This window comes from Fontibacterium abundans (SeqCode), from assembly GCF_965235095.1.
GTDB lineage: Bacteria > Pseudomonadota > Alphaproteobacteria > Pelagibacterales > Pelagibacteraceae > Fontibacterium > Fontibacterium abundans.
The window spans coordinates 531568-546263 of sequence record NZ_OZ249405.1; the positions used below are offsets into that span (position 1 = coordinate 531568).

15 protein-coding genes are annotated in these 14696 nt (G+C 27.0%); 3 read left to right on the top strand and 12 right to left on the bottom strand.

What is annotated here, in order from left to right; all coding sequences use genetic code 11:
- The first annotated feature begins 68 nt into the window (after window positions 1–68).
- The 3 genes from lexA to gltA are packed head-to-tail and all read left to right on the top strand — an operon-like array spanning window position 69 to window position 3511.
- The gene (gene lexA, locus AC8GER_RS03090; protein ID WP_506598470.1) at window positions 69–746 is read left to right on the top strand and encodes a transcriptional repressor LexA; all 678 of its coding nucleotides are present in this window, start codon (window positions 69–71) and stop codon (window positions 744–746) included.
- 47 nt (window positions 747–793) lie between these two features.
- Window positions 794–2212, top strand: coding sequence for a glutamate--tRNA ligase (gene gltX, locus AC8GER_RS03095; RefSeq protein WP_506598471.1), 1419 nt, complete (start codon window positions 794–796; stop codon window positions 2210–2212).
- A gap of 12 nt (window positions 2213–2224) precedes the next feature.
- Entirely contained in the window at window positions 2225–3511 is a 1287-nt protein-coding gene (gene gltA, locus AC8GER_RS03100) for a citrate synthase (RefSeq protein ID WP_506598472.1), read from the top strand.
- 3 nt (window positions 3512–3514) lie between these two features.
- Here the strand turns inward: gltA and lpxB are convergent, their stop codons facing one another.
- The 12 genes from lpxB to rpsB are packed head-to-tail and all read right to left on the bottom strand — an operon-like array spanning window position 3515 to window position 14593.
- Complete coding sequence (gene lpxB, locus AC8GER_RS03105; RefSeq protein WP_506598473.1) at window positions 3515–4624, bottom strand: lipid-A-disaccharide synthase; 1110 nt, start codon at window positions 4622–4624, stop codon at window positions 3515–3517.
- A 1-nt stretch (window position 4625) separates the two neighbouring features.
- The gene (locus AC8GER_RS03110; RefSeq protein WP_506598474.1) at window positions 4626–5432 is read right to left on the bottom strand and encodes an LpxI family protein; all 807 of its coding nucleotides are present in this window, start codon (window positions 5430–5432) and stop codon (window positions 4626–4628) included.
- A gap of 3 nt (window positions 5433–5435) precedes the next feature.
- Window positions 5436–6209: an acyl-ACP--UDP-N-acetylglucosamine O-acyltransferase gene (gene lpxA / locus AC8GER_RS03115; protein ID WP_506598475.1), complete on the bottom strand. Its 774-nt coding sequence runs from the start codon at window positions 6207–6209 to the stop codon at window positions 5436–5438.
- Window positions 6209–6667, bottom strand: a complete 459-nt coding sequence (gene fabZ, locus AC8GER_RS03120) for a 3-hydroxyacyl-ACP dehydratase FabZ (protein WP_506598476.1) — start codon at window positions 6665–6667, stop codon at window positions 6209–6211. The genes lpxA and fabZ overlap by 1 nt, the downstream gene beginning before the upstream one ends.
- Entirely contained in the window at window positions 6667–7647 is a 981-nt protein-coding gene (gene lpxD, locus AC8GER_RS03125) for a UDP-3-O-(3-hydroxymyristoyl)glucosamine N-acyltransferase (RefSeq protein ID WP_506598477.1), read from the bottom strand. Before lpxD ends, fabZ begins: the two co-directional genes overlap by 1 nt.
- Window positions 7648–7664: 17 nt before the next feature.
- Entirely contained in the window at window positions 7665–9893 is a 2229-nt protein-coding gene (bamA, locus tag AC8GER_RS03130) for an outer membrane protein assembly factor BamA (RefSeq protein WP_506598478.1), read from the bottom strand.
- Complete coding sequence (locus AC8GER_RS03135) at window positions 9890–11032, bottom strand: hypothetical protein (RefSeq protein WP_506598479.1); 1143 nt, start codon at window positions 11030–11032, stop codon at window positions 9890–9892. Before AC8GER_RS03135 ends, bamA begins: the two co-directional genes overlap by 4 nt.
- A complete protein-coding gene (locus tag AC8GER_RS03140; RefSeq protein ID WP_506598480.1) occupies window positions 11029–11640 on the bottom strand; it encodes a phosphatidate cytidylyltransferase in 612 nt (203 codons plus the stop codon). Before AC8GER_RS03140 ends, AC8GER_RS03135 begins: the two co-directional genes overlap by 4 nt.
- Window positions 11633–12319, bottom strand: coding sequence for a polyprenyl diphosphate synthase (gene uppS, locus AC8GER_RS03145; RefSeq protein ID WP_506598481.1), 687 nt, complete (start codon window positions 12317–12319; stop codon window positions 11633–11635). The genes AC8GER_RS03140 and uppS overlap by 8 nt, the downstream gene beginning before the upstream one ends.
- A complete protein-coding gene (gene frr / locus AC8GER_RS03150; protein ID WP_506598482.1) occupies window positions 12316–12864 on the bottom strand; it encodes a ribosome recycling factor in 549 nt (182 codons plus the stop codon). Before frr ends, uppS begins: the two co-directional genes overlap by 4 nt.
- 1 nt (window position 12865) lies before the next feature.
- Complete coding sequence (gene tsf / locus AC8GER_RS03155; protein WP_506598483.1) at window positions 12866–13783, bottom strand: translation elongation factor Ts; 918 nt, start codon at window positions 13781–13783, stop codon at window positions 12866–12868.
- 12 nt (window positions 13784–13795) lie between these two features.
- Complete coding sequence (gene rpsB / locus AC8GER_RS03160; protein WP_506598484.1) at window positions 13796–14593, bottom strand: 30S ribosomal protein S2; 798 nt, start codon at window positions 14591–14593, stop codon at window positions 13796–13798.
- Window positions 14594–14696 lie beyond the last annotated feature (103 nt).

Below are 14696 nucleotides of genomic sequence, written 5' to 3' on the forward strand. Positions count from 1 at the left end.
AGTACTTTATCAGCATTGTATCTTAATAAGAACTTAAATAGAACGAGATATGTTTAGGTTTTGTTCTTATGCTAACTAAAAAACAAAAAAATTTATTAATTTTTATTAATGAAAAATTAAAACGTACTGGCATATCGCCTTCTTATGACGAAATGCGCATGTCATTAAATCTTAAATCAAAATCAGGAATTCATAGACTTATTTCGGCCCTTGAAGAAAGAGGATTTATTAAAAGATTGCCTCACAAAGCAAGAGCTCTTGAAGTTATTAAACTTCCTGAAAATGCTGGAGCTCAAGATCTGTATAATAATTTTTCTCCTAAGATTATTAAAGGTGGCTTAGATCTTAATAAAATAGAAGATGAAGAGGTTTTTATACCTGTACTTGGTAAAATTGCAGCTGGAGCCCCTATTGAAGCATTAGAAAATCAAACTGAGAGTTTGCCTTTATCAAAAAGTTTCTTAGGATCAAATGAATATTTTGCATTAAAAGTTGAAGGAGATTCGATGATAGAGGCCGGTATTAATACTGGAGATTATGTTATAATTAAAAAAACTAATATTGCTGAGAGTGGAAAAATAGTTGTAGCTTTAATTGATGACCATGAAGCAACTCTAAAAAGAATGCGAAAAAAAGGACCTTCAATTGCCTTGGAAAGCGCCAATCCTGCTTATGAGACAAAAATTTACAATAATGAAAGAGTAAAAATACAGGGTGTTTTAGCCTCTTTATATAGAAAATTTTAATTTACTAATTTAAATAAATAATATTAGTTCTGTAATCTTTAGAACTAATGAATATTATTCCAAAAGTTATCACGCGTTTTGCACCCTCACCGACTGGAAATTTACATATTGGAGGAGCGAGAACAGCTTTATTTAATTGGTTATTTTCAAAAAATCAAAAAGGCAAATTCTTATTAAGAATAGAAGATACTGATGTTCAAAGATCAAAAAATGAGTACTACGAACAAATCATCTCAACTCTTAAATGGCTAGAAATAAATTGGGATGAAGAACCATATATTCAATCAAAAAACGTAGAATCTCATATAAATGTCGCTAATATTCTATTGAAAAATGGACACGCCTATAAATGCTATTGCACTGAAAAAGAGCTAGAGGAAGAAAAAAAATTATATCTCGAGAAAAAAATTCCTTACACTTACAGTAAAAAATGTAGAAATATTCTGGAAGAAGTCAGTAACAAACCTTTTGTTCTTAGATTTAAATCAAAGATGGAAGGAAAGACAATGCTAAAAGATTTAGTTCAGGGTAACGTTGAAATTAATAATAGTACAATAGAAGATTTTGTTATTTTAAGAAAAGACAAAAAGCCTACTTATAATTTATCCGCTGCAGTTGACGATTATCAAATGAAAATTTCTCATGTAATAAGAGGTGACGATCATAAAATAAATGCTTTTAAACAAATTCAAATATTTGAAAGCATGGAATGGAAAATACCAGAATACGCACACATACCTTTAATTCATTCGAAAGAAGGAAAAAAATTATCAAAAAGAGATGATGCGTCGACTGTAGAAGATTATAAAAAAATAGGTATTTTACCAGAGGCTTTAAGAAATTATTTATTGAGACTAGGATGGTCTTATAAAGATAAAGAAATTTTTTCAGAAGAAGAAAGTATAGAATTTTTTAATTTAAAAAATATTGGAAAGTCTCCATCAAAATTAGATTTTGATAGAATTAAATCTATCAATGAGTTTTATATAAAATCAACTAATGATGAAATATTATTAGAAAAATTAATTCATTATTCTGAATTGTACAAAGAAAAAATTCCAAAACAATTTCATGAAATAATTAAAATAAATTTATCTTTTTTAAAAAATAAATCAAAATCATTAGAAGATATATATAATAACTCAAAATATATATTTTCTTATGAAGTAAAAGAAGATCAGATGCAAAAAATAGACAAATCTAAATTAACTATTATAAAACACATCTACTCTCTAATAAAAAAAGATAAAGATATCAGTAAAGATTATTTAAAAAATATTTTTGATAAAATTATAGAAACTGAAAAAATTAATTTTAAAGATCTTGGTCAACCTTTAAGAATTATATTAACAGGTTCTGAATATGGTCCAGCCATATATGATATAGCTAGTTCCTTAGGTTTAAATGAATTTTTAAACCGAATAGAGCTATTCTTTTCAAAAATAGACAAAAATATTAAAAACTGATAACTAAATTTTATGTCTGACAAATGTTTCATAGAAATAGACGGTAAAAAATACGAGCTTCCTGTTAAAAAAGGTACGGTTGGCCCTTCAGTAATTGATGTTCGTGATCTTTATAAAAATACTGGTCACTTTACTTTCGATCCCGGTTTTACTTCTACTGCAAGCTGCCAATCTAATATTTGCTACATTGATGGTGACAAAGGTACTCTTTTATATAGAGGATATGAAATTGAAAAATTATCTGAAAAAAGTTCATTTTTGGAAGTTGCTTATCTATTAATCAAAGGTGAACTTCCAACCAAAGATCAATTCAGTGAATTTTCTGATGCCATAAAAAATCACACAATGGTTCATGAACAAATCAGATCTTTTTACAATGGCTTTAGACGTGGTGGTCATCCTATGGCTATGATGCTTGGTGTAGTGGGAGCTTTATCTGCTTTTTATGCAGACTCAGCTAACGTTAACGATCCAAAAGAAAGAGAAATATCAGCAAGAAGAATGATAGCTAAAGTTCCAACTTTAGCTGCTATGGCTTACAAATATTCAATTGGTCAACCATTTGTATATCCTGATAATGATTTGAATTATTGTGAGAATTTTTTGAATATGTGTTTTTCTGTCCCAGCTCAGAAATACAAAGTTAATAAAGTAATCTCAGATGCGCTAGAAAAAATATTTATACTTCATGCAGATCATGAACAAAATGCTTCTACTTCAACAGTTAGACTTGCAGCTTCTTCTGGTGTCAATCCTTTTGCTTCTATAGCTTCTGGCTTTTCAGCTCTTTGGGGTCCTTTGCATGGTGGGGCTAATGAGGCGGCTTTAAATATGTTAAAAAAAATTGGTAGTGTTAAAAATATTCCAGAATTCATAAAACGAGCAAAAGATCCAAATGACAATTTCAGATTAATGGGATTTGGACATAGAGTTTATAAAAATTATGATCCAAGAGCTAAAGTAATGCAAAAGGCATGTCATGAAGTTCTTGAGGTTATGGGCAAGAAAGATGATGAGTTGCTAAAAGTGGCTATAGAACTAGAAAAAATAGCATTAAATGACGACTATTTTGTTCAAAAAAAATTATATCCTAATATAGATTTTTATTCTGGAATAACCTTAAGCGCCATGGGGTTTTCTACTGAAATGTTTGTTGTTTTGTTCGCTGTTGCTAGAACCTCTGGTTGGATTGCTCATTGGAAAGAAATGTACTCTGATCCATCAAATAAATTAAGCAGACCTAGACAATTATATCTCGGTAAAGACAAAAGAGATTTTATAGATATTGCTAAAAGATAATGGCTATTCGATTACATAATTAGATATTTTCTCAAGACTGTCAGGAACAATTATTGTCTGCAAAATTTTAGTATATTCAACGACTAAATCTTTCCTTAATATCTCGTTATCAATAAATTCTTTGGCTTTATTATAGATTTCATTTGAATTACATTTTTCCTGTATTAGTTCAGGTATTATTTCCTTCTGAGCAATAATATTTAGAATATTACCAAATTTTGTTTTAACAAAAGGTTTAATTAACAAATAATTAAACCATGATGTTTTGTAGACAACAATTAATGGACATTGGTTCTTACAGATATCTAAAGTGATTGTTCCAGACTTAGAAATAGTTAAAATTGAATCTCTCATATAAAAGTTTTTTTCTTTTTCACTAGTAGTAATAATAAAATTATCTATTTTAGACATTTGCAAATAGTCATTAATTAAATGCTTATTATTTTCAGAAGTCGGTATATGAAATGTAAAATTATTATTTAAATTTATTTTTTTAATTACTTCGATAAATATTGGCATAAATGTTTTTAATTCCGAATTCCTACTTCCAGGGCAAAATGTAAAATACTTTTTATTTTTAACTTCTGCTTTACCTATTTTAAATACGGAAAAATCAAAAAAAGGATGTCCAACAAATGAGCTTCTAATAAATCCATCAAAATATTTTTTTTCAAAAGGAAATAGCAAAAGCAAATGATCAATAAATTTGTACAATATTTTTTTTCTATTTTCTCTCCACGCCCAAACTTGCGGTGCAACTAAATGTATTGTTTTAATTTTATTATTAACATTTTTGACTTTATTTAAAATCCTAAAAGAAAAATCAGGAGAATCGATTGAAAAAATAATGTCAGGATTAAATTCTAATATTTTTTTTACAGTTAAGCTAATTTTAGCTTTGATTGAAAATATATTCTTTAAAACATCAATAAATCCCATATAAGAAACGTCCTTTATATCAAATATACAATCAATTTTTTCTGATTTAATATTTTCTCCTCCTATAGCTAAGAATTGAATGTCTAAATTTTTTTCCTTCAATTTCTTAATAATTAGAGACCCAATTTTGTCACCTGAAGATTCTCCGGTAATGATAAATATTTTTTTAATCAATTTATAAAGAAATAATAAAAAAATTATTTTTTTTAGTTAAATTTATAATTTTATCTTTATTTAAGATAATGTTTTGAGATTTTTTTACAGCAATACCTTTAATATTTGCTTTAATGCAATTTTTAATAGTGTCCAAACCTATTGTTGGCAGATCTACTCTGAGATCTTGGTTTGATTTTGGAAATTTAATCAAAATTGACTTATCTTTTAATTTATATTTTTTTGACAAATGTGATGATCTTTTTATAGTTTCGTCAGTTCCTTCGGGTCCTTCTATTGCAAGGACGTAGCCATTATTTACTACAACCGATTGTCCAATATCAAATTTACTTAACGACTTAATAATATTAACTCCTTTGGTTATACTGCTTTTGTCCGAATTATTTATTTTTACTTTATTAATGCTTTTCTCCTGAAAAATTAATTCTGGTGTAAATTTCATACTATTTACAACAGATATTTTATGCTCATTAAAAATTTTAATAATTTCTTTTAAAATATTTCCATCTCCTTTTTTAAATGCTGTAAATAATCTAGGAAGATAGAATAAAGCTTTTCTATCAAATTTTAAAAGCGAAATTTCTGGTCTCTTCACTTTACCTATAAAAATAATATTTTTGCAATTATTTTTCTTTAATATCGAAATAGCTTTTCCAAGTTCTGTTATTTTTAAGCTATAAGAATTTTTATATTTTTTATAAATATTAGATTTAGTTAAATCTAATATTAAAAATTCTAATTTTTTTTTTAATAATTTATTTATTAAAAATCTAGGTAAATCTGATTCTCCAACTATTAATCCAAGCATTTATTATAGAGGTCTGCAAATTGGTCTTTTTTCACTTTTTTCTAGAAAACTTATAACGTCACATACTGTTTTAAAATTAGAAAATTTTTTAGATTCTTCTATTCCTTTTTTTAAAAGAGTGTTTGAAAAAATCAACTTAACAGCTTGGTTTAGTCCATTTATTTCCTCAGAGGAATATCCTGCTCTTTTTAATCCTATTATATTTATTCCATCTAAATGTGATCTATTTCCAGTAACAAGACCGTAAGGAATTACATCTTTTTCAACTCCTGTCATTCCTCCTATCATTGCTAATTTTCCAATTCTGGTAAATTGTTGTACTGCAGAATTACCACCTATTATAACATCATCGTCTATTTCAACGTGACCAGCTATAGCAACATTATTTGCGATAATAACATTATTTCCAATTTTGCAATCATGCGCGATATGTGATGAAATCATAAATAAACAATTATCACCTATCTTTGTAATTCCACCACCATGTTCGGTGCCAGGGTTTATTGTAACATGCTCTCTAATTTTATTTTTCTTTCCTATTATAAGTTTTGTTTTTTCTCCTTTGAATTTTAAATCTTGTGGAGCGCTGCCTATAGAAGCAAAAGAATAAATCTTACAATCATCTGATATAGATGTATCTCCTGTTATAACTACGTGAGATAGTATTTTTACATTTTTTCCAATTTTTACTTCTTTGCCAACAATACTAAAAGGCCCAACTTCTACTGAAGATTCTAATTTAGAATTTGCATCTATAATTGCCTTATCGCTTATCATCAATCTTTTCTATCAACTATCGTTGCCATCCACTCTGAGTCTGCCATAATTTTATCATTAACCATTGCTATACCTTTATATTTCCAAACTTTTCCTTTTGATCTAATTGCTTCAACTTTTAGTTTTAGTTCACATTCTGGCATTACAGGATTTCTAAATCTCGCATTATTAACTGTCATCAAATAAACTAATTTATTTTTAACAATTGCAGGATCTAGGCTATAAGCAGTTAAAGCTGCAGCGCTTTGTCCAAAAGCCTCTACTATTAAAACGCCTGGCATTACGGGTTGTCCTGGGAAATGACCATTAAAGAAAAAATCCGTTTTTTTAATATTCATAACTCCTGTTGCAGAAATCATTGGAACAATATCTGTTAATTTATCAATTAATAAAAACGGTTTTCTATGAGGTATTAAGGTTTCTATCTCTTCTTTATTTATTTCTTTTTTTAAATTCATTATTTCTTATTAGTTAAAAAATCTCTTATACTTTTAGCTGGATAACCCATTACGGTTTGATTATCATCAATATCAGCGATGACACCGCTTTTTCCACCTATTTTAACATTATTGCCTATAGATAAATGACCTGAAATTCCAGTTTGTCCTCCTATTTTTACATTATTACCAATTATTGTGCTCCCGGCTATTCCTGCTTGCGCTGCAATCATACAATGGTTTCCAATTTTAACATTGTGTGCAATTTGAACCTGGTTATCAATAGAAGTAAATTCGCCAATAACTGTATCGGTCAATGAACCTCTATCAATAGTACAAAAAGAACCTATCAAAACATCGTTTTCAATAATAACTCTACCTATATGAGGAAATTTAATTCTTTTCTTTTTTTCAAAATTAAAACCAAAACCTGTCTGCCCAATTAAAGTACCTGATTTTATAATTATATTATCTCCTAAAAGTGCATTTTCAATTATAACATTGGATCCGATTTTACAATTTTTACCTATGTGAACATTATGTTTAATAATAACGTTATTACCAACATTTGTATCTTTGCCAATGCTTGCGCTTTTGTCAATTAAGGAATTTTCTCCTATTGAAATATTTTTTTTTAAAAATTGTTTTTTATTTTTTAAATTTATAACTCTCTCATTGTCGGTTGATGAATCTGGGTAAAAAATAATAACTGTTTTATAGAAGTCTAATAATGGATTTTGAGAAATAATTGGTATAGTGTTTTTATTTAAGTATTGAGCTAACTTTTTGTTTACAATACATGCTGAAGCTTTACTAATTTTAATATCATTTTCGTATTTAAGGTCATTAAAAAAAGTAACATCTCCGACTTTTGCATCGTAAATATTATTAACTCCAAATATTTTTTGATTGTAGAATTTATTTTCTGAATAATTACAAATATTATAAATATCTTTAATAAAAATAAATTTTTTTGATTTTTTAAAAAAAATTTTATTCATTAAAAATTTAAATAAATCTAAAAACTCGAACCGATATTAAATAAGAAATTTTGCTCTTTGTCGGTAGTAGCTTTAGACAATGGAATACTATAAGTAAAACTTAGTGGACCAATTGGACTCACTAAATCCAAAGCAATACCTGTTGATGTTCTTAATTTTGAGCTATCAGAAATTAAACTGGAATAATCCGCTCCCCAAACGTTACCCATGTCTAAAAATAAAAAAGTGGTAGCTCTTAAGTTTTCTGGTATTGGATTTGGAAAAGTTGATTTTAAACTTAAAGTAGCTAAATTATTTCCTCCGATATGGTCACCGCTATCTACAGGACCCACGCCTCTTTGTTCAAAACCTCTTAAATCGCTCGTTGATGAAAAAATTCGATCAGATAATTTAACATCCTTATCGTTAAACGCCACAACATTTGCTAGTTTTGCTTTTGCTGAACCTATAAATTTATCGCTTAACAACTCTTTGTAAAAAGTGGCTCCAACGCCTGTTTGAATTGTTGGGATATCACTAAAAAAAGTTGCAATATTTTGATCAAAATAAATTATAGATCCAGATGTCGGGTTAAATTTTGAATCACGTTGATCATATAAAAAATTATATCCAAGTGAAGTTGTAGTAAAATCCCCTTGTCTACTTCTTAGTAGACTAGATGCATTTCCAGTTACTTCTAATCTATCAAACTGAACTCCTAAATTTGGTCTAAAAAAAATATCTTCATAAATTTCATATTTTGTTGCAAATCTAGTGCCTGCACTTTTGTTTTGATAGCCTGAGTTTTCATAATCATCAACGACTGAGAATAGTGATGCAGCTAATTCTTTGTTAGAATTTAAATAGTTTGGATCAACATACGAGAGTTCTCCCTTTATTTCGTCGCTAGAAAGTCTTCCGGTGAAATTTAAATTGATGCCTTGGCCTAAAAAATTTCTCTCATTTATAGATGCTTCGAACAAACCACCATTTGAACCGTAACCAACTCCTGCGCTAATGCTGCCAGTTGGCTGTTCTTTGACAAATAAATTTAAATCTTTAAAATTTTTCTTTTCAGAATCTTCTATTTTATAATCAACTTTACTAAATAATTGTTTTGATTTTACATTATCAATAGATTTTTTTACTTTAGATGAATTTAATTGATCTCCTTCTGAAATAATTAAATTATCTCTAATCACTTTTTCTTCAGTAATTGTATTGCCTTTAATGTTTATTTTATTAACGATTGATTTTTGGCCCTCGTTTAGTTGTACAATAATATTAATTTTATCATCGGCTGCTTTTAAATCCTGGATATTAATTTCAAAATTGCCGTACCTTTTAGTCTCTAAAAAGTCTGTTATTTGTTTATTAATTTTATTTATTGTTAGAGGTGAGTAAAATTCATTTTTTAACAACTTATTAGAAATATTTTTAACTTCATTAATATCCTCTTCTTTGAGAACTAGACCAGAAACTTTTATATCATAATCACCAAACTTATATTTTTTTCCAGAATTAATTGAGTAAGTTAAAGTAAATTTATTATTTTTATCGATACTTGCGAATGCACTTTCTATTTGAGCATCATAAAATGATTTTGACTTATAAAAATCTTTTAGAAGTTGTTTATCATACTCAATTCTTTGCTCACTCAGAGCTGATGATGAAAAAATTTTCCACCAGCCGTCTTCTGTCGAAGTGATTACATCTAATAATTGACTGTTGCTGAAATATTTATTCCCTATAAAATAAATATTATTAATTTTTGAAATTTCTTTTTTATCAATATTAACTATTAAATTTATTTGATTATTATCAATTTTAATTACTTCAGGAGTAATTGAAGCTTGATAATAGCCTGACGCGTTTAAAAATTCTCTAGTTGCTTCAATGTCTTTTTTTAATTTAGAACTGGAAAAGATACTATTTTCTTTTAAAGTTATAATTTTATTTACCTGGTCTAAATCACTATCTTTAACTCCATTTATATAAAAAAAATTAACTATAGGATTTTCGATGACATTTATAGTTAGTGCATCTTGATTAAATGAAATTTTTACATCAGCAAAGAAGTCCGTATCATAAATTTTTTTGGTAAGATTATTTATATAGATAGAGTCTATATTGCTTATTTTTTTATCAACTAATGACTCTATGGTAGCTGAACTAACTCTTGCATTTCCAACGATGTTAATTTTTTTAATTTCAGCAAACGTAACGTTTGTTAATACTATTAAAAATATAATTATAAATCTTATCAATTTACTATGCTCCTACTGAAGTTATACACTTTAAAGACGTCATTTATATGTCGAATCTGATGATTTTTTAAGTAATTTTTAACGTTATTAGTATTTAAAATTCCTATCAATTTGTTGGTTATATCAGGAAAAGTTATCTTATTTTTCAAAAATTTTTGAACTAAAATTTCATTAAGGGCATTAATTAAAATAAAACCATTTTCATTAAGGACATTATTTAAATTTAAAATTTTAAGTGAAGGATTTTTTTTTGAATTCGCTTCAATAAAAGTTAATTTATTTTGAGATAAAAATTTATGATCATTATTTTTATAATTATAAAAATTATTATACAAAGAATTAGTAATTGGTATTTTCATATCATTGTAATGATACAGCATAGATGAAAGGCCATTTTTGAATTCAATAATTGCATGAATTAAGGACTGAGGGTGTATTATTATTTTAAATTTATTAATTGGTAGATTAAATATTAAAGAAGCCTCTATTACCTCTAAGACTTTATTCATTAGATTAGCTGAGTCTATTGATATTTTTTTACCCATTTTCCAATTTGGATGTTTTGCTGCTTGGGCAGGAGTAACTTTATTTAAATTAACTTTTTTTTCAAAAAAAGGTCCACCGGATGCTGTAAGATAAATATATTTAACAGAATTTAAATTTTTATTCTCAATTAAATTCAGTATTGAAAAATGTTCTGAGTCAATTGGTGTAAAATTGCAATGATGTTTTTTTAATTCTTTTAAAATAAATTTCCATCCACAAATAATACTTTCTTTATTTGCAATTAAAATTTTTTTTGAAAATTTAATAATATTAATTGTCGGTAAGAGACCAGCCATACCGGAAATAGCTGCTATTGTTACATCGAATTTTATTTTTTTTAATGAATTTAAATCATCGATAAAATAAATATTATTATTTTTACAGAAAGTTTTTAATTTTTCTTTAAAAAAAAAATTATTTGAATAAACATATTTTGGCTTAAATTTTTTTGCCTGCGAAATGAGTAGTTCAACATTATTATTACCGCTTAATAAAACTACATCAAAGTCTTTTTTATTTTTTAAAATAATTTCTAAAGTCGTTCGACCTATACTTCCAGTTGAGCCTAAAATACAAATTTTTTTCTTCCTCATATTAAAAAATATCCAAAAATAAATATCCAGATTAATCCATCTACTCTATCTAAAAATCCTCCATGTCCTGGAATAAAATTAGAAGTATCTTTTTTATTATTAAGTCTTTTTATATACGACATCAAAATATCACCGAATTGCCCAATGATTGATAATAAAATCTGATAAAAAAAAATATTAAAATTTAATTTATAATTAGAATCTAAGAAAAAAATTAAACAAGCAAATTGACTTAAAATTAATGAGCCAAATGCTCCCGACCATGTTTTGTTAGGACTAATTTTAATTAATTTTGGACCACCAAATAATTTTCCAAATATATAACCTCCTATATCCGTCAGCCAGGCTATAAGAATTAACCATAAAAATTTTAAATTAAAATCTTGTAAATTATAAATTATTATTATTGAAAGAAAAAAAACTGATAAAATTACCAATCCAAATAAGTAAATATAATTTTTTTTTTTAAAAATTTTATGCCATTCATAAACACAAAATAAACAAACTATTACTATCAATATATTAGAGAATATTTTTTGGTAGAGCAGACTATAAATAATTGGAAATGCCAATAAAGAGATAATAAATCTCTTTTTAAAATTACTCATTTAAACCTCCAAATTTTCTTTTTATACTAGTAAATTTTCCAACAATTCTTTTTAAATCTGAAAAACTAAAATCAGGCCAATTTTTATCTGAAAAAAATAATTCTGCATACGAAAGTTGCCATAACAGAAAATTGCTTAATCTTTTTTCTCCACCAGTTCTTATAAGGATGTCAGGATCAGGTATGTTTTTTGTGTACAAGTTATCGGAAACTAACTCTTCGTTAATTGTTTTATTTTTATTTTTTAAAATATTTTTAAAAGCATTTACTAATTCAGATTTTGCTCCATAATTAAAAGCAAAAACAACTGTTATGGCATTATTTTTTTTAGTTTTTTCTTGAATCTTTTTGATGATAGGTATTAAGTCTTTTGGGATATTTATTAAATCTCCAATAAACTTTATTCTAATATTATTTTTATTTAATTTATTAAAATTTTTTTTGTAAAAATATTTAAATAAATAAAAAAGGTAATTTATTTCTTTCTTTGGTCTATTCCAATTTTCTGTTGAAAAAGTGTAAAGAGTTAAATATTTAATTTTTAACTTAATGCAATGCTCAATTACTTTATTAATGTTTTGAAGTCCGTGATAATGGCCTTTATTTCGATCATTATAATTTTTTAAACCCCAACGACCATTGCCATCCATGATAATGGCGATATGGGATGGCAAAATCATACTTTTAAGATTTCAACTTCTTTTTCACTTAATTTTTTATCAATTTCAGCAATTTTTAGATCTGTAATTTTCTGAACTTCGTTAGAATTTTTCTTTAAATCATCTTCGCTTAAATTATTATCTTTTTGTTCTTTTTTTAACTCTTCTAAAGAATCTCTTCTAATATTTCTTATGGCCACTTTTGCTTTTTCAGCTATAGTTTTTAAGATTTTTATTAATTCTTTTCTTCTTTCTTCTGTTAACTTTGGAATGGCAATTCTCAATAATTGTCCATCTACAAGTGGATTTAAGTTTAAATCCGAAGTTCTAATAGCTTGATCCACGGCACTAACATTTGCTTTATCCCAAACTTGAACATTGATCATTTGTGGTTCTGGAATGGAAACGGTTGCCAGTTGGCTTATTGGCATTTTTTGACCATAAACTTCTACCCTAACACCATCTAGCATTTTAGGATTTGCTCTACCTGTTCTAATAGTCGATAACTCTTTTGAATATGAACCGAGAGATAAATTCATTCTCTCTTCTATTTTTTTAATAATCATTTTAAGCTCCTGCTAATGACTTCACTTCTTCGTTAAAGTCAGTTTTTTTAACTTCTATGCCTTCACCAACTTTATATTTTATAAAAGATTTAATAACTAAACTCTGTTTAATTTCTTTTCCAAAATCAACAACGGCCTGCTCGACTGTAATTTCTTGATTATGTATCCATTTTTGACCCATTAAAGTGTTATCAGATATAACTTTTTTTAATTTTCCAACTAATATTTTATCAATCATATCTTCTTTTTTACCCTGATTTTTAAGTTCTTCTTTTAAAATTTCTTTTTCTTTATTAACAAAATCAATACTCAAGTCTTTCTCTGATAGAGACATTGGTGACATAGCTGCAATATGCATACAAACTTTTCTTGAAAAATCTAAAACTTCTTTACTTTTATTCTCACAATCTATTGAAATTAAAACACCAATCTTTCCCATATTTTCACTTTGTTGATTGTGGATGTAATTAGCAACAACTCCTTTAGAATTTTCTATGTAGGCAATTCTTCTGATTTTAATATTCTCACCAATCTTTGCGATTAAATTAACTAATGCATCTTTTATTAAAATATTATTAATTTTTGCATTAGATAAAGTTTCTAAATTAAAATTATTCGCTAGTGCAATTTTAGAAACTTCTAAACAAAAGTTTATGAACTCATTATTCTTTGCAACAAAGTCCGTTTCAGAATTAATTTCTAATATACAAGCTTTAGAGTTATTTGATGCAATTACAGCTAATCCTTCAGCTGCATCTCGTGATGATTTTTTAGCGGCTTTTGATATTCCTTTTTTACGTAAATATTCAATTGACTTTTCAATATCAAAATTATTCTCTGATAAGGCAGTTTTGCAATCTTGAATACCCGCTCCTGTTAATTCTCTAAGTTCTTTAACTTTTGTTAAATTGTCAGACATTGAATAAACTTTTTAATTTTTTAAAGCTTCTTCTTTGTTCTGAGAAACTATTTTTACTTTAACTTTTGAAGTTTCTTTAGCTGCTTTTTTGGGTTTTTCTTCCTCAACTGGCTCAACTATTTTAATATTCTGTTTTGCATCTAAAATAGTTTTTTTAGCTAAATCGCAATAAAGATTAATTGATCTTCTTGCATCATCATTACCCGGGATTGGAAAATCAATATCGTCAGGATTTGAATTACTATCAACAATAGCAACGATTGGAATTTTTAATTTTCTAGCCTCTGCAATTGCCAAAGATTCAATATTTGTATCTATAACAAATAACATATTAGGAACGCCTCTCATGTCTGCTATTCCGCCTAATGATCTATTTAATTTATCACGCTCAAGGCTCATCTTAATAAGCTCTTTTTTTGTAAAGCCTTTATTCTCTTTATTAAGTTCTTCGGTAAGTTTTTTTAATCTTCTAATTGAATTACTAATAGTCTTCCAGTTGGTCAACATTCCGCCTGGCCATCTATGATTAACAAAAAATTGTCCAGTTTCTTTAGCAACTTCAGCAATCAACTCGCTTGCTTGTTTCTTTGTTGAAACGAATAAAATTTTACCACCAGAAGCTACACACTTGTGCATTTCTAGCATTGCATTATTAAGTAATTTAACTGTTTGAAGTAAATCAATAATGTGAATTGAATTTTTTTCTCCAAAAATAAATTTCTTCATTTTTGGGTTCCATCTAAACGTCTTGTGACCTAAGTGTACGCCAGCTTCTAAAAGCTCTTTTACAGACGCAGCAGGTATGTTCATTTTTTTCTCCGGTTATTTCCACCACAGTTTCTGCCTTTATTGGACCGGGGGGTATTGCTACCCACAACTGTGTGCGAATTTTTTATGGTTTTATATTAAAATC

Bases quoted from the DNA above. Each gene is read 5' to 3' on its own strand.
- lexA (WP_506598470.1), top strand. From the start codon at position 69: ATGCTAACTAAAAAACAAAAAAATTTATTAATTTTTATTAATGAAAAA.
- gltX (WP_506598471.1), top strand. From the start codon at position 794: ATGAATATTATTCCAAAAGTTATCACGCGTTTTGCACCCTCACCGACT.
- gltA (WP_506598472.1), top strand. From the start codon at position 2,225: ATGTCTGACAAATGTTTCATAGAAATAGACGGTAAAAAATACGAGCTT.
- AC8GER_RS03110 (WP_506598474.1), bottom strand. From the start codon at position 5,432: ATGCTTGGATTAATAGTTGGAGAATCAGATTTACCTAGATTTTTAATA.
- lpxA (WP_506598475.1), bottom strand. From the start codon at position 6,209: ATGATAAGCGATAAGGCAATTATAGATGCAAATTCTAAATTAGAATCT.
- fabZ (WP_506598476.1), bottom strand. From the start codon at position 6,667: ATGAATTTAAAAAAAGAAATAAATAAAGAAGAGATAGAAACCTTAATA.
- lpxD (WP_506598477.1), bottom strand. From the start codon at position 7,647: ATGAATAAAATTTTTTTTAAAAAATCAAAAAAATTTATTTTTATTAAA.
- AC8GER_RS03135 (WP_506598479.1), bottom strand. From the start codon at position 11,032: ATGAGGAAGAAAAAAATTTGTATTTTAGGCTCAACTGGAAGTATAGGT.
- AC8GER_RS03140 (WP_506598480.1), bottom strand. From the start codon at position 11,640: ATGAGTAATTTTAAAAAGAGATTTATTATCTCTTTATTGGCATTTCCA.
- uppS (WP_506598481.1), bottom strand. From the start codon at position 12,319: ATGATTTTGCCATCCCATATCGCCATTATCATGGATGGCAATGGTCGT.
- frr (WP_506598482.1), bottom strand. From the start codon at position 12,864: ATGATTATTAAAAAAATAGAAGAGAGAATGAATTTATCTCTCGGTTCA.
- tsf (WP_506598483.1), bottom strand. From the start codon at position 13,783: ATGTCTGACAATTTAACAAAAGTTAAAGAACTTAGAGAATTAACAGGA.
- rpsB (WP_506598484.1), bottom strand. From the start codon at position 14,593: ATGAACATACCTGCTGCGTCTGTAAAAGAGCTTTTAGAAGCTGGCGTA.